This window comes from Cupriavidus sp. IK-TO18 (assembly GCF_015549295.1).
GTDB classification, from domain to species: Bacteria; Pseudomonadota; Gammaproteobacteria; order Burkholderiales; family Burkholderiaceae; genus Cupriavidus; species Cupriavidus oxalaticus_A.
Genome location: NZ_JADGMP010000026.1, coordinates 90,938 through 108,097, shown reverse-complemented (window position 1 = coordinate 108,097; position 17,160 = coordinate 90,938). Strand labels below are relative to the sequence as shown.

Sequence of the window (17,160 nt, the reverse complement as noted above, 5' to 3'; positions counted from 1 at the left end):
CTAGGCTCGTAGCTCAGCTGGTTAGAGCACCACCTTGACATGGTGGGGGTCGTTGGTTCGAGTCCAATCGAGCCTACCAACGAATTGCAGTAACAACGAAGTGCGGCAAGTCCGATTCAACCTGAAATGGAACGGAAAGGCATCATGTTCATGACACCGCGAACTACTACCGCTGGCAAGCGACAGTAGTCGAGGTGCGCCTTCCGACCCGGTTGAAACGGGTTTGACAAAGAGAAACGCGGCCTTGGCCGCGTTTTTTTTCGCCTGTCGCCTGCCAGCAGCCTGATAAGCTGCCGCTCTCGCGCGCTTCGGCGGAGCCATGTGTGCGGCAAAAAGCAATCGAACAATCGCCGGGTCGCGCAGCCGCGGACCGGTGCCCGCAAGATGCAGTTTGATCCGCCCGGCCCATGCGCAGCGCGCCGCCGGCGGAATCCTGGAGAGTCCAAATGATCGCAATCACGCTGCCGGATGGGTCCCGCCGCGAGTTTCCGGGCCCGGTGACGGTTGCCGAAGTGGCGCAGAGCATCGGCTCCGGCCTGGCCAAGGCCGCGCTGGCCGGCAAGGTGGACGGCAAGCTGGTCGACACGAGCTACAAGATCGAAGACGACGCCCAGCTGGCCATCGTCACGGACAAGGACGCCGACGGCGTCGACGTCATCCGCCACTCCACGGCGCACTTGCTGGCCTATGCCGTCAAGGAACTGTATCCGGAAGCGCAGGTTACGATCGGGCCGGTGATCGAGAACGGCTTCTACTACGACTTCGCCTACAAGCGTCCCTTCACGCCGGAAGACCTCGCGGCCATCGAGAAGAAGATGACGGAACTCTCCCGCAAGGACGAGAAGGTCACGCGCGAGGTGTGGAACCGCGATGAGGCAGTGGCGCTGTTCGAGTCGATGGGCGAGAAGTACAAGGCAGAGATCATCGCCTCGATCCCGGCCGACCAGGAAATCGGCCTGTACCGCGAAGGCAATTTCGTCGACCTGTGCCGCGGCCCGCACGTGCCGTCGACGGGCAAGCTCAAGGTCTTCAAGCTGATGAAGGTGGCCGGCGCCTACTGGCGCGGCGACTCCAGCAACGAGATGCTGCAGCGTGTCTACGGTACGGCCTGGGCCAGGAAGGAAGACCAGGAAGCCTACCTGCACATGCTGGAAGAGGCCGAGAAGCGCGACCACCGCAAGCTGGGCAAGACGCTCGACCTGTTCCACCTGCAGGAAGAGGCGCCCGGCATGGTGTTCTGGCACCCGAAGGGCTGGCAGGTGTGGCAGGCCGTCGAGCAATACATGCGCGGCCGCCTGGGCGACGCCGGCTATGACGAAGTGCGCACGCCGCAGGTGATGGACCGTTCGCTCTGGGAAAAGTCCGGCCACTGGCAGAACTACAAAGAGAACATGTTTGTCACGGAGTCGGAAAAACACGACTACGCGATCAAGCCGATGAACTGCCCGGGCCACGTGCAGATCTTCAATCACGGCCTGCGTTCGTACCGCGACCTGCCGCTGCGCCTGGCCGAGTTCGGCGCCTGCCATCGCAACGAGCCTTCGGGCGCGCTGCATGGCCTGATGCGCGTGCGCGGCTTTGTGCAGGACGATGCCCACATCTTCTGCACGGAAGAGCAGATCGTCGCGGAAGCGAAGGCCTTCAATGAACTGGCGTTCTCGGTCTACGACGACTTCGGCTTCAAGAACGTTTCGGTGAAGCTGTCGCTGCGCCCCGACCAGCGCGCCGGCTCGGACGAGGTCTGGGACCACGCCGAGGAAGGCCTGCGCCTGGCGCTGCGCGCCTGCGGCGTGGAATGGGAGGAGCTGCCGGGCGAGGGCGCATTCTATGGCCCGAAGGTCGAGTACCACATCAAGGACGCAATCGGCCGCTCGTGGCAATGCGGCACGTTGCAGCTCGACCTGGTGCTGCCGGAGCGCCTGGGTGCCGAGTACGTCTCCGAGGACAACTCGCGTAAGCGCCCGGTCATGCTGCATCGTGCGATCCTGGGCTCCTTCGAGCGCTTCCTGGGCATCCTGCTGGAAAACCATGCCGGCGCGCTGCCCGCCTGGCTGGCCCCGGACCAGGTCGTGGTCATGAATATTGCGGATTCGCAGGCAGAATACGCCGAAAACGTCGTGCAATTGCTGCAAAAACAAGGGTTTAGGGCCAAGGCCGATTTGCGCAACGAGAAAATTACGTATAAAATCCGCGAGCATTCCCTTCAGAAGGTTCCCTACCTGCTAGTGGTGGGCGACAAGGAACGGGATGCCAATCAAGTGGCCGTGCGTGCCCGTGGCAACGTGGATCTGGGTGTGATGCCCGTCTCCGCGTTTGTTGAGCGTCTGCAACACGACGTCGCCAGCAAAGCCTGAGGGTGGTGAGCACGGCTTGTTTTTTTGTCTTCTTGAGGTAACGCAACATCGCTACGGACAAAGGTCATCGCATCAACCGGGAAATCAGCGCGCCTGAATTGCGCCTGGTAGGGGTTGATAACGAGCAGCTCGGCATCGTCAAGTTCATGGACGCTCTGCGGCTGGCTGAGGACAAGGACTTGGACCTGGTGGAGATCGCGCCCAACGCGACTCCGCCCGTCGCCCGGATCATGGATTACGGGAAGTTCAAGTACGAGGAAGCCAAGCGCGCCCACGAGGCCAAGCTGAAGCAGAAAATCATCCAGGTCAAGGAAGTCAAGTTCCGGCCGGGTACGGATGATGGCGACTACAACGTCAAGCTGCGCAACCTGAAGCGCTTCCTGGAAGATGGCGACAAGACCAAGATCACGCTGCGGTTCCGTGGTCGCGAGATGGCCCACCAGGAAATCGGCGCGCGCATGCTCGAACGCCTGAAGGCGGATCTGGAAGAGATCGGCCAGGTCGAGCAGATGCCGAAGATGGAAGGGCGCCAGATGGTGATGGTGCTCGCCCCCAAGAAGAAGAAGTAATTCTTGCGCGGTGCAGCGGCCGGGATGCCAGCGCATTCCGGCGTTGCTTCGTGCGGAAGTCGCGCGCGCCCGCAAGGGCGTCGTGCAACAACAAGTGGATGCGGGTCTTGCAAGCGTCGGCGTGAGCCGGCCACCTGCATGCATGTCATATGAGCTGGAGTTTTTCATGCCGAAGATGAAGACGAAGAAAAGCGCTTCCAAGCGCTTTACTGCCCGTCCGAACGGTTCGTTCAAGCGTGGCCAGGCCTTCAAGCGTCACATCCTGACCAAGAAGACCACCAAGAACAAGCGTCAACTGCGCGGTACTCAGGACGTCCATGAGACGAACCTGAAGTCGGTGCGCGCGATGATGCCTTACGCATAACCCCTGACGATAACGAAAGGAGAATTACATGCCTCGAGTAAAGCGTGGGGTCACTGCACGGGCCCGTCACAAGAAAGTCATCGACGCTGCCAAGGGTTACCGCGGCCGTCGCAATAATGTCTATCGCATCGCCAAGCAGGCGGTCATGCGTGCTGGCCAGTACGCGTACCGCGATCGCCGCAACAAGAAGCGCGTGTTCCGCGCCCTGTGGATTGCGCGTATCAATGCCGCGACGCGTGAGCATGGCATGACCTACAGCGTGTTCATGAACGGTCTGAAGAAGGCCTCGATTGAACTGGACCGCAAGGTGCTGTCGGACATGGCTATTCACGACAAGCCTGCCTTTGCCGCCATCGTCAACCAGGTGAAAGCCACCGTTGCCTGATGCCGGCTGCGGCGGCGCGTAAGCGCCGCCGGGCAAGCACCGACCGCAAGGTCGACCGCCGACCGCAAGGTCCGCTGAAACGGGGCTCCTCACCGAGCCCCGTTTTTATTTGCAGTTCCGGATGCCGTCTTGCGTTTGTTATCGAGACGGCATCCGGAAACGCATACCGCACGCAGTGCCAACCCACGTCGCGCCGGCTTTGTTTTTTGACATTGTTCCGCCGACGTCAGAACACTCCACGACCGCCGCCATGTCTCAGGATCTGGACCAAATCGTCGCTGACGCCCAGGCCGCTTTCGCCGCCGCCAATGACAACGCCACGCTGGAAAACGAAAAGGCCCGCTTCCTGGGCAAGACCGGCGCGCTGACCGAACTGCTCAAGGGCCTCGGCAAGCTCGACCCGGAGACCCGCAAGAGCGAGGGCGCGCGCATCAACCAGGTCAAGCAGCAGGTGGAAGCCGCGCTGCAGGCGCGACGCCAGGCGCTGGCCGACGCGCTGATGAACGCGCGCCTGGCCGCCGAAGCCATCGACGTCACGCTGCCGGGCCGCGCGGTCGCCCGCGGCAGCCTGCATCCGGTGATGCGCACGTGGGAGCGTGTCGAGCAGATCTTCGGCTCGATCGGCTTCGACGTGGCCGACGGCCCCGAGATCGAAACCGACTGGATGAACTTCACCGCGCTGAACAACCCGGACAACCATCCGGCGCGTTCGATGCAGGACACCTTCTACGTCGATGGCCGCGACAGCGACGACAAGCTCCTGCTGCTGCGCACGCACACCAGCCCGATGCAGGTGCGCTACGCCAAGATGCACGTGGAGAAGTACGCGGGCAAGGCGATGCCGCCGATCAAGGTGATCTGCCCGGGCCGTACCTACCGCGTCGACAGCGATGCCACGCACTCGCCGATGTTCAACCAGGTCGAAGGCTTGTGGATCGGCGAGGACGTCAGCTTTGCCGACCTGAAGGGCGTGTACACCGATTTCCTGCGCAAGTTCTTCGAGCGCGATGACATCCAGGTGCGCTTCCGCCCGTCGTACTTCCCGTTCACCGAGCCGTCGGCGGAAATCGACATGGCCTTTGGCAATGGGAAATGGCTGGAAATATCCGGTTCGGGCCAGGTGCACCCGAACGTGCTGCGCAACATGGGCCTCGATCCCGAGCGCTATATCGGTTTCGCGTTCGGCTCCGGCCTCGAGCGCCTGACCATGCTGCGCTACGGCATCAACGACCTGCGCCTGTTCTTCGAGGGCGACGTGCGCTTCCTGCGCCAGTTCGCTTGACGCGGGACTGATTCAGCCGCCGCATCACTCGTCACCGACTACACAGAATACTTACCGGATCAGAAGCGCCATGCAATTCTCGGAATCCTGGCTTCGCACCTTCGCCAACCCTGAAAAGATCTCCACCGACGCGCTGTCGCACAGCCTGACTATGGCCGGGCTGGAAGTGGAAGAGGTGGGCCCGGTCGCGCCGCCGTTCGACAAGGTGGTGGTCGCGCACGTGCTGTCGACCGAGCGCCATCCCAATGCCGACCGCCTCAACGTGTGCCAGGTCGATGCCGGCACCGGCGAGACCCTGCAGATCGTCTGCGGTGCGCCCAACGTCAAGCCCGGCATCAAGGTGCCGTGCGCACTGGTCGGCGCGGTGCTGCCGCCGGCAGAGGACGGCGGCCAGCCGTTCGAGATCAAGGTCGGCAAGCTGCGTGGCGTGGAGAGCTACGGCATGCTGTGCTCGGCGCGCGAACTGAAGCTGTCCGAGGAGCACGGCGGCCTGCTGGTGCTGCCGGAAGACGCGCCAGTCGGCCAGAACATCCGCGAGTACCTGGACCTGGATGACCAGGTCTTCGTCATCAAGCTGACGCCCAACAAGGCGGACTGCCTGTCGATCCACGGCGTCGCGCGCGAAGTGTCGGCGCTGACCGGTGCCGCGCTGAACCTGCCCGACATGAAGCCGGTGCCGGTGACGATCCAGGACAAGCTGCCGGTAAAGGTGTCGGCGCCCGACCTGTGCGGCCGTTTCTCCGGCCGCGTCATCCGCGGCGTCAATGCGCGTGCCGTCACGCCGCTGTGGATGGTGCAGCGCCTGGAGCGCTCGGGCCAGCGCAGCGTGTCCGCGCTGGTCGATATCTCGAACTACGTGATGCTGGAGCTGGGCCGTCCGTCGCACGTGTTCGACCTGCACAAGATCCACGGTGGCCTGGACGTGCGCTGGGGCCGCAAGGGCGAGCAGATCAAGCTGCTGAACGGCAACACCATCGAGGTCGACGAACAGGTCGGCGTGATCGCCGACGAGAAGGAGATCGAGAGCCTGGCCGGCATCATGGGCGGCGACAGCACCGCCGTCACGCTGGACACCACCGACATCTACCTCGAAGCCGCATTCTGGTGGCCGGCCGCGATCCAGGGCCGCAGCCGCCGCTACAACTTCTCGACCGACGCCGGCCATCGCTTCGAGCGCGGCGTGGACTACGCCACCACGGTCGAGCATATCGAGCGCATCACCGCGCTGATCCTCGAGATCTGCGGCGGCCAGGCCGGCCCGGTGGACGACCACGTGGTCAACCTGCCCGTGCGCAAGCCGGTCAGCCTGCGCGTGGCGCGCGCCGAGCGCGTGCTCGGCATCGAGCTGTCGCCGGCCGCCATCGCCGACGTGTTCCAGCGCCTGCAGCTGCCGTTCACGCGCGTGCAAGGCGCCGAAGGCGACGTGTTCGAGGTCACGCCGCCGAGCTACCGCTTCGACGTCGAGATCGAGGAGGACCTGATCGAGGAAGTCGCGCGTATCTACGGCTTCGAGCGCATCCCGGCGCGTCCGCCGATCGCCGAAAGCGAAATGCGCCCGACCAACGAAGCCCGCCGCTCGACGCATGTGGTGCGCCACGCGCTGGCTGCGCGCGACTACCAGGAAGTCATCAACTTCGCCTTCGTCGAAGAGAAATGGGAACGCGACTTCGCCGCCAACGACAAGCCGATCCGCCTGCTCAACCCGATCGCCAGCCAGCTGGCCGTGATGCGTTCGTCGCTGGTCGGCGGCCTGGTCGACAAGGTGCGCTACAACCTGAACCGCAAGGCCGCGCGCGTGCGCATGTTCGAGGTGGGCCGTGTGTTCCATCGCGACGAGAACGTGCAGGACGGCGGCCTGACGGTGGCCGGCTACCACCAGCCGATGATGGCCGCGGGCATCGCCTACGGCCCGGCGTTTGAAGAGCAGTGGGGCATCGCCACGCGCAACGTCGACTTCTTCGACGTCAAGGGCGATGTCGAGGCACTGTTCCATCCGCGCGTGCCGCGCTTCGAGCCGGTGTCGCACCCGGCGCTGCATCCCGGCCGCGCCGCGCGCGTGCTGGTCGATGGCAAGCCGGTTGGCGTGGTCGGTGAACTGCATCCGCGCTGGTTGCAGGAATACGAGCTGCAGCACGCGCCGGTGCTGTTCGAACTGGAGCTCGACGCACTGCGCGAGACCGGCCTGCCCACGTACACCGAAATCTCCAAGTTCCCGGCCGCCGTGCGCGACCTGGCCGTGGTGGTGAAGCAATCGGTACGCGTGCAGGACATGCTCGACACCATGCGCGCGGCGCTGGAAAAGCAGGGCTATGGCCGCTTCTGCCAGAGCCTCGCGCTGTTCGACGAGTTCCGTCCCAAGGCCGCTTCGGCCGCCATCGGCGCGGACGAGAAAAGCCTTGCGTTCCGGGTGACCTTGCAAGATACTGGGTCGACCCTCCAGGACGAAACCGTCGACAGCGCAGTGCGCTCCATGGTCGACGCGCTGACAGAGGCCTTCCAGGCCCGGCTGCGTGGCTAGACTGACGCTACTAGCGACGGCTTACGATAAACAAGGGCGCCCGGGCCTTGCCCCGGGCGGATCGCCAGACAGACACTAGAGCGATCGACATGAATGATCGAGACGCGAATTCCATGACCGCTGCAGCACTGGGTGACATGAGCGACCGGCAGGCTTCCACCCTTGACGACGCGACGCCGGATACCCGCGCGCCCGAAGTTCCCACGCTGACCAAGGCCGAACTTGCCGAGATGCTGTTCGACCAGGTCGGCCTGAACAAGCGCGAATCGAAGGACATGGTCGAAGCTTTCTTCGACGTCATCCGCGAAGCGCTGGAGCAGGGCGACAGCGTCAAGCTGTCCGGCTTCGGCAATTTCCAGTTGCGTGACAAGCCGCAGCGTCCCGGCCGCAATCCCAAGACCGGTGAAGTGATTCCGATCACCGCGCGCCGGGTCGTGACGTTCCACGCCAGCCAGAAGCTCAAGGGCCTGGTGGAAGAGCGCGCGGACATCGCCGGCTGACGCTTCGCCACGTCACGCATCACCCGAAAGGCGGATTGCCTCCGCAGGCCTGCATCGGTATCCTTCTGGGCGCGCAAAACCCTGCGCGCCAACCTCATGGCCGGCATGGCCTGACGCTCGTCTACACACTGCATGTCGGACAAATCCAGCGAACGCATCGCGTTGCCGCCGATCCCGGCCAAGCGCTACTTCACCATCGGTGAGGTGAGCGAGCTTTGCGCCGTCAAGCCGCATGTCCTGCGCTACTGGGAGCAGGAGTTCACGCAGCTCAAGCCGGTCAAGCGCCGCGGCAACCGCCGCTACTACCAGCACCATGAGGTGCTGCTGATCCGGCGCATCCGCGAGCTGCTGTACGAGCAAGGCTTCACCATCAACGGCGCGCGCAACCGGCTCGACGAAGGCCGTCATCACACTGCCGCCGCGGCGGAACCCGCTGACGAACGCCGCGAGGAAAGCCCGGCAGCCTTGTCGATCGATGTAGCCGGTCTGCGCAACGAACTGGTCGAGGTGCAGCACCTGCTCGCGCAGCTGCGCGAGATCGCGAAGCCCGGATAATTTGTGCTTCCGGAGCTAGTCATACGGGAAATGCTTCTGATATAATCTTCTTCTTTCGGGGCGTAGCGCAGCCTGGTAGCGTACCTGCATGGGGTGCAGGTGGTCGGAGGTTCAAATCCTCTCGCCCCGACCAGAACAAGAAACCCGCTTGGTGAAAGCCAAGCGGGTTTTTTCTTTGCGAGTCATCGCCTGCAATGATCCGATTTCGTTTGCCATGGCTTGCATCGCATTGCCATGCGTCCGCATCGGGGCGCACGGATGTGACGAGGCGTAACGCTTTGATACAGCCGCTGGCAGCGGCTGTTGTTATGCTCGGTCATCCCCTGCGCAGGTCGTTCCCATGGCACGCATACACCTTACCCCTATCGTCATCTTCTCCTGCCTGATTGGCTCACCGGTTTCCCATGCCGGCGGCGAGTACAAGGAGAAATTCCGCAGCGGCCCCTGCAAGATCGAGCGCGAGGTCAAGCGGGATGGCGAATACAAGGAAGAGCGCAAGTGCAAGGGCGGTCCGCGCGGCTATGAGCACAAGGAAAAGTATCGCGACGGTCCGTGCCTGATCGAGCGTAAATGGGATGAGGACGGAGAGTATGAAGAGAAGGTTGAATGCAAGCGTTCATGAACGCGACCTTCGCCGCAACCGTTTCCGCATTACGCGTGTAGTGAATGTTCTGGCTGCGGCCATGGCATGACCGGACGATGGCGTCCTTCCTGCTTTAGTCCTGTTTTTAGTCCCGTTTTTAGTCCTGATTACGACGGAGGACGGATCGCGTCTTCTTGCGACGCAAACCGCTGGCGCCCGCCGGTGCCGCCTTCCGATTCGCTTGCTCACTCGGGCTCGGCGCGGTATGCGGACCAGTAGTAATGCGTGTACCGGCCATGGCGTGCCTGCTTCCTTTCGATAAACAGCCGCACGGTGCCGGCATGGCCGGCTTCGAGCAGCACTTCGCGGTGGGCGGGACCGTCGCGCGTGGCGGGGCCAAGCGTACCCAGCGCGGCGGCAATGTAGTGGCCGGGGATGCGGCCCAGGATGCCGTTGGCCCCGGGGACGGGGTAGCTGTCGGGTGCCGCTGCCGGCACGTGGCAGCGGGACGCGCGCTTGTTGTTGCCCATCGGTCAGGGCCTGCCAGGACTGATGCTGACGCCGTCCCGGGTCAGGTCCAGCAGCGGCAGGTGGCCGTAGGCGCGCAGCCGGCGGATATCCTCGCGCGCCGAGGCCGGCAGGCCGGGGCGGCAGGTCAGCGCGCGTGAGCTGATCTGGAAAATGCCGCAGCTGGGGCAGGTGTAGCGGTAGCTGCGCGGCGCGGCACGCAGGCGCTCGGCAGCGGCGCCGCAGACGGGGCAGTTGGCGGGTTCGGGTGACATAGGGCGCACAGAAGAAGTACTGTATGGATATACAGTATAGCGCTCTGTGCGGACTGTCGGAGGAAAAAGCGGTGGGCTACCCGGGTTCTTTGCCGATGGGCGCGCGCGGTGACGGCGTAGACTGGCGCCGCAGTGCTGACGGCCCGCCCGCAGCCCGCCGCGGTGGGCTGTTTTTTTGCCGCGCGCTATCGCGAGAGCCGGCGCAGCAGGGCGTCGTGCCCGCTTGCCAGGCCCGCAAGCGCGGCTGCATCGGCCAGTTCGAACTCGCTGAACTGGAAGGCCGGCGCCACGGTGCAACCGACCAGCGCAAAGTCGACGCCGTCGCCAAGGTCCACGCGTTCCGCGGCGAACCATCGGCCCGCGGGCACCATCGCCTGGAATGACGCACCGTCGTGGCGCAACGGATCGCCGAGACGCTGCGTGACGATGCCGCCGTCGGCGATGCTGTGCACGTCTACCGGCGACCCGGCGTGGAAATGCCACAACTCGTCGGAACAGATGCGGTGCCATGCGGAAAAGTCGTTGCCGCACAGCATGTAGTAGATCGCGGTGCTGGCTTCGCGCGTACGCTGGTCGGCGCACACGACGCGTTTTTCGCTGCGGTAGGTTTCGCGGTAGAAGCCGCCTTCCGGGTGCGGCTTTAGTTCAAGCGTGCGGATCAGTTCGTTGGCGGCAAGGCTGCGGTCTGGCATGTCGGTGTCGGCAGGGCATGGCGGGCGGAAGCGATAGCTTAAAGCAGGGCGAAGCGTGCCTGCGCGGGGCCGACCAGCGCAGGGCGGCTGACCGGATAGCGGTGATGCGTGCCGTGCGCTTCGAACGAGAGAAAATCGGGCGTCCAGCGCAGCGACCACAGCAGGTTGGGCTCGATGCCGTGGACGATGATGGCGCCGGCGTCAATGCTGACGCTGCCGCAGGGCAGGCGCAGGGATTCGGCATCGTCGCCGAAATAAAAGGCCTCGAGCAGGATGGAATCGGACTGGTACAGGGGCATTATGGCAAGGACCATGCGGCAGCGCGGCCAGATGCAGGACGCCTGCTGATTACTGTATGAATATACAGTATAGTCGCCGGCCGCGGTCTGGTCACGTTCCGAATTCTTATTTCAGCGCACCGCGCGCCGCCAATGGCCTTCTTCCGGATTGGTATAACCTTCTGAAAGCAATACCGCGCACGCTGCCGGCGGTCTTGCGCGGGTGACAGGATGACCGGCAGGAGGCCGCTGACAGGGAATGCCGATGGCGCAGTGTAAAAGCAGGGCTTGCTGGTTTGGCCTGGGCGTGGCCATCGGTGCGGCGCTGGGCGGTGCCTGCGCGGCGTTGCTGCGGGCAAGTCCGGCGCGAGGCAGGCCGGAGCCGCGTGTGGACGCGCCGGTGGTGCCATCCAATGCCACCGCCGATCGCGCGCTGACCGATGACGCGACCGACGTGGTCGAGTATCGCGGCTTTGTCATCCACGTGTTCTGCCACGCGCTGGGGCCGGGACGTTTCAAGGCGTTGTGCGATATTTGGGAGTCCGGCGCCGTCGTGCTGGAAGGCGGCGCGCCGCCGACCACGCACGCCACGCCGGAGGATGCCCGCGCCGCGGCGATTTCATGGGCGCGGCAGTGGGTGCAACGCAATGGTTGAGCGGGCCGCTATTGGGCCCTTAATTTTCAATTTTCAGGAGAGTTCATGTTTGTTTGTGGGAACCAGGCTTGCGGCGCGCGCTGGGAGCCGGACGAGGTGCAGATCCGCAACGAAGGGCAGGGGCCGGTATTCCGCTGCCCGCAATGCGGCGCCCGCAACTATGTCGAAGCCCGCACCGCGCGTGACGGCACCACGGTCTATCGGCAGGTAGCCGCGAAGCCGGCAGCGCGCTAGCTGTATCGGCGCGGCGAGCCTGTGCAGAACCCCACGCATGTGGGGTCAAATTCACATGGCTGCCGACTTAAGCTCCATTGGGCGAGACCGTTAAACACAAAATGGACTTTGCCGACTTCCCTCAAGATTCCGCTTCCAATGCTGAACGCATGGGCTGGGCGAACGCTTCCCCGGAAGTCATCGCCAAGGTATTGAATTCGGCGCTGGCGGCGCAGGACCTGTCCGGGTTTGCCGCACTGCTGTCGGATATTGCGCGCGACCGCGGCCTGAAGGGGCAGCGCGCCGCGCACCAGTCGATCTACGACATGCCTTACGCCAGCCTGCTGCCCCGGCAGAAGCACCTGTTGTCAGATGCCTTCGAGCTGCTGGTGCTGCTCGGGCTGGAGCTGCGCGCCCGCCGGGACGATGACGGTCTCGACACCGACCTCGACGGCGATGACGACAGCGGCGACGAAGGCAGCGCGGACGAATAAGCGCGCCTCGCCCGCGCCACGCATGGCGCGCTAGCCGCGCTCGAGCATCCCGATCTCGCGCACCGCGACCGACAGCATCGACAGTCCCGCCGCACCCGATGCGCGCTGGTCGGCCAGCATGCGCGTAAAGCGTTCCAGCGCGCCATGGCGGCTGGCACGCCAGGCATCGATCATCGCTTCCGGCGATTCCAGTTCTCCCTGCTGCGACAGCACGCTGACCGTCAGCGCACGCTTGAGCCGGCCCAGGTCTTCGAGCGTGGTGGTGCGCGCCAGCAGGTCCCAGTGCGTGTCAGAAGGCAGCGCCAGCGCACGCTCGCGCAGCCAGCTGAAGCTCAGGTGGCTGTCCAGCGCGAAATACACGCCCGCAACCAGGTCGAGGCTGCGCTCGCACGCGTTGGCCACTTCGGCGATATCCAGCGCCGCCGCCGAGATCTCGCTGCCGGCAACGCGCAAGGCGAGCGCCTCGTCGACACCTGCATCGGAAAAGGTCCTGGCATGCTCCGCCAGCGCCGCCGCATCGGCGGGCGGCAGCAGCTGGGGCAACTGCGGCACCAGCCACTGCGCCGCCTGCGTAAAGCGCGCCAGCTCGGCGCTGGCCTGGCCGCCGCTGCGTAGATAGCGGATAAACCACAGGCAGGCCCGCTCCAGCAGCACCGCCACCTGGCCGAACATGCGTGCCTGCTCGGCATCGGGCACGCGGTTGTCCAGCGCATCGATCTCCTGCCACAGCGCGGTCAGCCCGAACACGTCGCGCGCAATCAGGCAGGCGCGCACGATGTCGGCGGGGCGCGCGTCGGTTTCTTCCATGATCCGGTGCACGAAGGTAGCGCCGATGCGGTTGACCAGCATGTTGGTCAGGTGCGTCGACAGGATCTCGCGCCGCAGCGGGTGGCGATGCATGGTATCGCCATGGCGCTGGCGCAGCGGCACCGGGAAGTAATCGGCCAGCAGGCCGCCGACCAGCGGGTCTTCGGGCACGTCGGAATCGAGCAGCGCGTCGTACAGCCACATCTTGCTGTAGGCCAGCAGCACCGCGCGCTCGGGCGACGTGAGCCCTTCGCCCGCCAGCTTGCGCTCGGCGATCTCTTCGTCCGAAGGCAGGAATTCCAGCGCCCGGTTCAGCCGGCCGGCGCGCTCCAGCCAGCGCACCAGCCGCGCCTCGCCGTCGAGCAGCGCCGTGGCGTGGCGCCCGGCCACCGACAGCGCCTGGGTCTGGTAGTAGTTGTCCTGCAGCACCAGCAGGCCGACCTCGTCGGTCATCTCGGCGAGCAGCTTGTTGCGCTGCTTCTCGGTCATCTCGCCGTCGGCCATCACCAGGCCCAGCAGGATCTTGATATTGACCTCATGGTCGGAGCAGTCCACGCCGGCGGAGTTGTCGATGGCATCGGTGTTGATGCGGCCGCCCTTGCGCGCGAACTCGATGCGGCCCAGCTGGGTGAAACCCAGGTTGCCGCCTTCGCCGACCACCTTGCAGCGCAGTTCATTGCCATTGACGCGCACCGCGTCGTTGGTACGGTCGCCGGCCTGCAGATGCGTTTCCTGGCTCGACTTGACGTAAGTGCCAATGCCGCCGTTGTAGAGCAGGTCGACCGGCGCCATCAGGATGGCGTGGATCAGCTCGGCCGGCGACAGCGCGCTGGCCGTGACGCCGAGCACCGCCTGCACCTGCGGCGTCAGCGCGATGGTCTTGGCGGTGCGCGGGAAGATGCCGCCGCCGGCGGAGATCAGCGTGGCGTCGTAGTCGGCCCAGCTCGAGCGCGGCAGACTGAACAGCCGCGTGCGTTCCTCCAGCGTGCGCGCGGGATCCGGGTCGGGGTCAAGGAAGATGTGACGGTGGTCGAAGGCGGCTACCAGCTTGATATGCGGCGACAGCAGCATGCCGTTGCCGAACACGTCGCCCGACATGTCGCCGACGCCGGCGACGGTGAAGTCGGTGGTCTGGATATCGACGCCCATCTCGCGGAAATGCCGCTTGACCGATTCCCACGCTCCGCGCGCGGTGATGCCCATCTTCTTGTGGTCGTAACCGACCGAGCCGCCGGAGGCAAAGGCATCGTCGAGCCAGAAGCCATACTCGGCGGAAATCGCATTGGCGAAGTCGGAGAACGTGGCGGTGCCCTTGTCGGCCGCCACCACCAGGTAGGGATCGTTGTCGTCGTGCCGCACCACGTCGGGCGGCGGCACCAGCTGCCCGCCGACAAGGTTGTCGGTCAGGTCCAGCAGCCCGCGCAGGAAAGTCTGGTAGCAGGCGATGCCTTCCTGCAGGAAGGCATCGCGGTCGGTCGGCGGCGGCGGGCGCTTGACCACGAAGCCGCCCTTGGAGCCTACCGGCACGATCACCGTGTTCTTCACCATCTGCGCCTTCATCAGCCCCAGCACCTCGGTGCGGAAGTCTTCGCGGCGGTCGGACCAGCGCAGCCCGCCGCGCGCCACGCGGCCGCCGCGCAGGTGCACACCCTCGACCCGCGGCGAATAGACCCAGATCTCGAACATCGGCCGCGGCTCGGGCAGCCCCGGCACCAGCGCCGGGTTGAACTTGAACGACACGTAGGGACGCGGCTGGCCGTCGTCGCTGCGGTGGAAGTAGTTGGTGCGCACCGTGGCCTGGATCACGCCCAGGAAGAGCCGCAGGATGCGGTCCTCGTCGAGGTTGGGCACCTTGTCGAGCGCGGCCTCGATCTCGGCCAGCAGCTTGTCGCAGCGTGCCTGGCGCGCGGTATCGGCAGCCACCTGGCTCACGGTGTCGAAGCGCGCGATGAACAGCGCGACCAGCATCGCCGCGATGCCCGCATTGCCGGTCAGCGCGCGTTCGATATAGGCATCGCTGAAGGTCGAGCCCACCTGGCGCAAATAGCGTGCATAGGCCCGCAGGATGGTGACGTCGCGCGCGGCCATCTCGGCGCGCAGCACCAGCCGGTTGAGGTCGTCGTTCTCGATCTCGCCATGCCAGGCGCGCGCAAAGGCGTCTTCGAACAGCGCCTTGACGCGCGCGATATCGAAGTCCGCCGCGCCGCCGCTGTCGGCGATCTCCAGCCCGAAATCATGCACCCACACCGGCGCGCCGCTGTCGGGCTCGATCAAGTAGGGGCGCTCTTCGTCCACCCGCACGCCCAGGTGTTCGAGCATGGGCAGGCTGTGCGACAGCGCGATCGGCTCGCCGGCGCGGTAGACCTTGAAGCGGAACGCGCCCGGCGCGGCCTCGATCGGCCGGTACAGGTTCATGGCCATGCCGCGCGCGCTGTGGTGGGCGCGCAGCGCGTGCTCCATCAGCTCGATGTCGCGCACCGCGGTCCGGGCGGGGTAGTCTTCGCGGTAGCCCGCGGGGAACGAGCCGCCGTAGCGCTGCAGCAGCCGGTTGCCTTGTTCTTCGCCGTGGCTCTCGTGCAGCGCTTCGGCAAGGTCGTCCTGCCAGCGGCGGCTGGCATGGACGATGCGCTGTTCCAGTTCGGCGGTATCGACATGCGGCATCGTGCCCGGCTCGCCGCGCACGGTCAGCTGGATGCGTGCCAGCGGCGATTCCGACAGCAGCGGCGTGAATTCGCAACTGGTGCCGTGGAAGGCCGCGGTCAGAAGCTTCTGGATCTTCTGGCGCAGGTCGGTGTTGTACTTGTCGCGCGGCACGAACACCAGGCACGAGACAAAGCGGTCGAAACGGTCGCGCCGCACGAACAGCCGCGTGCGCTGGTGCTCCTGCAGCCGCAGGATGCCGGTGGTAATGCTGAACAGTTCGTCTTCGCTCGCCTGGAACAGTTCGTCGCGCGGATATTGCTCGAGGATCGTGACCAGCGACTTGTACAGGTGACCCTTGGTGAGGAAGCCGGCGCGCGCCAGGATATTGGCGCACTTGCGCCGCACCAGCGGGATCTCGGCGATCGGCGCCGTGTACGCGGTCGAGGTGTACAGGCCCACGAAGCGGCGCTCGCCAAATAGCTGGCCCTGTGCATCCAGCAGCTTGACACCGATATAGTCGAGATAGCCCGGCCGGTGCACGCTGGCGCGCGAGTTGGCCTTGGTGACGAAGATCGGCGAGGGGCCTTCGATGATGGCGGTGGCCGCGGCGGGCAGTGGCGTCAGGTCATCGGCGTCCGGCTCGCGCAGGCTCTCGCGCAGGATGCCCGCGCCCGAGCCCGGTACGCCGCGCAGGAAATAGCGCCCTTCCTGCGCCACCAGCTGGTAGTCGCGCTGGCCGAGGAAGGTGAAATGGTCGTCCATCATCCATTCCAGGAAGGCGCGGGCCTCGGTGCTGTCAGGGGAGGCGGCGTCAGGCGCCTGCGCCAGTGCGGCGATGGTGGCCTGGGTGATGTCGCACATCGCCGGCCAGTCTTCGACCGCGGCGCGCACGTCGCCCAGCACGCGCGCGATGCCGCTGCGCAGCGCTTCCAGCCGCGCGGCCTCGCCGCTGCGGTCGACCTCGAAGTGGATGAAGGATTCCAGGCGCGAATTGTCGCCGGGCTCGCCGGCGCCGCCCAGTGCGATGCGCTCGATCCCGCCGGCGGCGCTGCGCCAGACGCGGAACACCGGGTGGATGGCCGAATGCAACGCCAATCCTTGCCGGTTGATCTCCATGGTCACTGAGTCGACCAGGAAGGGCATGTCGTCGTTGACGATCTCGACCACGGTATGGTCGGAGTGCCAGCCATGCTCTTCCAGCGTGGGGTTGTAGATGCGGATGCGCGCGCTGCCGGGGACGAACTTCTGCGCGGTCTGCCAGTGCGCCATCACGGCGCCATACAGGTCGGCGACTTCGCAGTGCAGCAGGTCGTCGAGGTCAGCCTGGTCGTAGTAGTGCCGCAGGAAGGGCTCGGCGGCGCTGAAGGTGGCCGCCGGCAGCCGCTCCCGCGCAAAGGCAAGCAGTTCGTCCAGCAGGTGCGCGACTTTGTCTTCGTTCTCCTGCGGCATGATCTCTCCTCGCGGTATCGATAGACGACGCGGCTCG

The 17,160-nt window shown here is 65.3% G+C and carries 17 protein-coding genes and 2 tRNA genes; 14 read left to right on the top strand and 5 right to left on the bottom strand.

Going from position 1 to position 17,160, the window contains the following annotated elements; translation table 11 throughout:
* Positions 1–2 precede the first annotated feature (2 nt).
* From IPF36_RS19050 to IPF36_RS19000, 11 genes are all read left to right on the top strand, one after another.
* Positions 3–79: transfer RNA gene (locus tag IPF36_RS19050), tRNA-Val, on the top strand.
* A 367-nt stretch (positions 80–446) separates the two neighbouring features.
* Positions 447–2,354 (top strand): threonine--tRNA ligase, encoded by a 1,908-nt coding sequence (thrS, locus tag IPF36_RS19045; protein ID WP_135704990.1) that lies wholly within the window; start codon positions 447–449, stop codon positions 2,352–2,354.
* A gap of 47 nt (positions 2,355–2,401) precedes the next feature.
* Positions 2,402–2,923, top strand: a complete 522-nt coding sequence (infC, locus tag IPF36_RS19040; RefSeq protein ID WP_081479471.1) for a translation initiation factor IF-3 — start codon at positions 2,402–2,404, stop codon at positions 2,921–2,923.
* Between the two features lie 166 nt (positions 2,924–3,089).
* Positions 3,090–3,287 carry a 50S ribosomal protein L35 gene (gene rpmI / locus IPF36_RS19035; protein ID WP_006575466.1) on the top strand — a complete coding sequence of 66 codons (198 nt, stop codon included), beginning with the start codon at positions 3,090–3,092 and terminating at the stop codon, positions 3,285–3,287.
* A 28-nt stretch (positions 3,288–3,315) separates the two neighbouring features.
* Positions 3,316–3,672 (top strand): 50S ribosomal protein L20, encoded by a 357-nt coding sequence (gene rplT / locus IPF36_RS19030; protein ID WP_008650487.1) that lies wholly within the window; start codon positions 3,316–3,318, stop codon positions 3,670–3,672.
* Positions 3,673–3,922: 250 nt separating this feature from the next.
* Entirely contained in the window at positions 3,923–4,954 is a 1,032-nt protein-coding gene (pheS, locus tag IPF36_RS19025) for a phenylalanine--tRNA ligase subunit alpha (RefSeq protein WP_029047729.1), read from the top strand.
* 70 nt (positions 4,955–5,024) lie between these two features.
* Positions 5,025–7,472 (top strand): phenylalanine--tRNA ligase subunit beta, encoded by a 2,448-nt coding sequence (gene pheT / locus IPF36_RS19020; protein ID WP_195429550.1) that lies wholly within the window; start codon positions 5,025–5,027, stop codon positions 7,470–7,472.
* An 89-nt stretch (positions 7,473–7,561) separates the two neighbouring features.
* Positions 7,562–7,972, top strand: a complete 411-nt coding sequence (locus IPF36_RS19015; protein ID WP_063238522.1) for an integration host factor subunit alpha — start codon at positions 7,562–7,564, stop codon at positions 7,970–7,972.
* Between the two features lie 132 nt (positions 7,973–8,104).
* Positions 8,105–8,527, top strand: a complete 423-nt coding sequence (locus IPF36_RS19010; protein WP_133097442.1) for a MerR family transcriptional regulator — start codon at positions 8,105–8,107, stop codon at positions 8,525–8,527.
* Between the two features lie 56 nt (positions 8,528–8,583).
* Positions 8,584–8,660: transfer RNA gene (locus IPF36_RS19005), tRNA-Pro, on the top strand.
* A 207-nt stretch (positions 8,661–8,867) separates the two neighbouring features.
* The gene (locus IPF36_RS19000) at positions 8,868–9,149 is read left to right on the top strand and encodes a hypothetical protein (protein ID WP_240745947.1); all 282 of its coding nucleotides are present in this window, start codon (positions 8,868–8,870) and stop codon (positions 9,147–9,149) included.
* 206 nt (positions 9,150–9,355) lie between these two features.
* Here IPF36_RS19000 and IPF36_RS18995 read toward each other — a convergent pair whose 3' ends face one another.
* The 4 genes from IPF36_RS18995 to IPF36_RS18980 all read right to left on the bottom strand — a co-directional run bounded on the left by IPF36_RS18995 (position 9,356) and on the right by IPF36_RS18980 (position 10,898).
* Positions 9,356–9,640 (bottom strand): hypothetical protein, encoded by a 285-nt coding sequence (locus IPF36_RS18995; protein WP_133097441.1) that lies wholly within the window; start codon positions 9,638–9,640, stop codon positions 9,356–9,358.
* Positions 9,641–9,643: 3 nt separating this feature from the next.
* Positions 9,644–9,892: a hypothetical protein gene (locus tag IPF36_RS18990; RefSeq protein ID WP_133097440.1), complete on the bottom strand. Its 249-nt coding sequence runs from the start codon at positions 9,890–9,892 to the stop codon at positions 9,644–9,646.
* A 185-nt stretch (positions 9,893–10,077) separates the two neighbouring features.
* Entirely contained in the window at positions 10,078–10,584 is a 507-nt protein-coding gene (locus IPF36_RS18985; protein WP_135704992.1) for a cupin domain-containing protein, read from the bottom strand.
* A gap of 38 nt (positions 10,585–10,622) precedes the next feature.
* Entirely contained in the window at positions 10,623–10,898 is a 276-nt protein-coding gene (locus IPF36_RS18980; RefSeq protein ID WP_240745948.1) for a hypothetical protein, read from the bottom strand.
* Between the two features lie 229 nt (positions 10,899–11,127).
* On the opposite strand from IPF36_RS18980, the gene IPF36_RS18975 reads away from it, so the two are divergent.
* From IPF36_RS18975 to IPF36_RS18965, 3 genes are all read left to right on the top strand, one after another.
* Positions 11,128–11,517, top strand: a complete 390-nt coding sequence (locus IPF36_RS18975; protein WP_133097438.1) for a hypothetical protein — start codon at positions 11,128–11,130, stop codon at positions 11,515–11,517.
* A gap of 45 nt (positions 11,518–11,562) precedes the next feature.
* A complete protein-coding gene (locus IPF36_RS18970) occupies positions 11,563–11,751 on the top strand; it encodes a hypothetical protein (protein WP_133097437.1) in 189 nt (62 codons plus the stop codon).
* A gap of 101 nt (positions 11,752–11,852) precedes the next feature.
* On the top strand, positions 11,853–12,224 hold the full coding sequence (locus IPF36_RS18965) for a hypothetical protein (RefSeq protein WP_133097436.1): 372 nt from the start codon (positions 11,853–11,855) through the stop codon (positions 12,222–12,224).
* A gap of 30 nt (positions 12,225–12,254) precedes the next feature.
* Here IPF36_RS18965 and IPF36_RS18960 read toward each other — a convergent pair whose 3' ends face one another.
* The gene (locus tag IPF36_RS18960; RefSeq protein ID WP_135704993.1) at positions 12,255–17,123 is read right to left on the bottom strand and encodes an NAD-glutamate dehydrogenase; all 4,869 of its coding nucleotides are present in this window, start codon (positions 17,121–17,123) and stop codon (positions 12,255–12,257) included.
* Positions 17,124–17,160 lie beyond the last annotated feature (37 nt).

Coding starts and splice junctions, on each gene's coding strand:
- thrS (WP_135704990.1), top strand. CDS start 447: ATGATCGCAATCACGCTGCCGGATGGGTCCCGCCGCGAGTTTCCGGGC.
- rpmI (WP_006575466.1), top strand. CDS start 3,090: ATGCCGAAGATGAAGACGAAGAAAAGCGCTTCCAAGCGCTTTACTGCC.
- rplT (WP_008650487.1), top strand. CDS start 3,316: ATGCCTCGAGTAAAGCGTGGGGTCACTGCACGGGCCCGTCACAAGAAA.
- pheS (WP_029047729.1), top strand. CDS start 3,923: ATGTCTCAGGATCTGGACCAAATCGTCGCTGACGCCCAGGCCGCTTTC.
- pheT (WP_195429550.1), top strand. CDS start 5,025: ATGCAATTCTCGGAATCCTGGCTTCGCACCTTCGCCAACCCTGAAAAG.
- IPF36_RS19015 (WP_063238522.1), top strand. CDS start 7,562: ATGAATGATCGAGACGCGAATTCCATGACCGCTGCAGCACTGGGTGAC.
- IPF36_RS19010 (WP_133097442.1), top strand. CDS start 8,105: ATGTCGGACAAATCCAGCGAACGCATCGCGTTGCCGCCGATCCCGGCC.
- IPF36_RS19000 (WP_240745947.1), top strand. CDS start 8,868: ATGGCACGCATACACCTTACCCCTATCGTCATCTTCTCCTGCCTGATT.
- IPF36_RS18995 (WP_133097441.1), bottom strand. CDS start 9,640: ATGGGCAACAACAAGCGCGCGTCCCGCTGCCACGTGCCGGCAGCGGCA.
- IPF36_RS18990 (WP_133097440.1), bottom strand. CDS start 9,892: ATGTCACCCGAACCCGCCAACTGCCCCGTCTGCGGCGCCGCTGCCGAG.
- IPF36_RS18985 (WP_135704992.1), bottom strand. CDS start 10,584: ATGCCAGACCGCAGCCTTGCCGCCAACGAACTGATCCGCACGCTTGAA.
- IPF36_RS18980 (WP_240745948.1), bottom strand. CDS start 10,898: ATGGTCCTTGCCATAATGCCCCTGTACCAGTCCGATTCCATCCTGCTC.
- IPF36_RS18975 (WP_133097438.1), top strand. CDS start 11,128: ATGGCGCAGTGTAAAAGCAGGGCTTGCTGGTTTGGCCTGGGCGTGGCC.
- IPF36_RS18970 (WP_133097437.1), top strand. CDS start 11,563: ATGTTTGTTTGTGGGAACCAGGCTTGCGGCGCGCGCTGGGAGCCGGAC.
- IPF36_RS18965 (WP_133097436.1), top strand. CDS start 11,853: ATGGACTTTGCCGACTTCCCTCAAGATTCCGCTTCCAATGCTGAACGC.
- IPF36_RS18960 (WP_135704993.1), bottom strand. CDS start 17,123: ATGCCGCAGGAGAACGAAGACAAAGTCGCGCACCTGCTGGACGAACTG.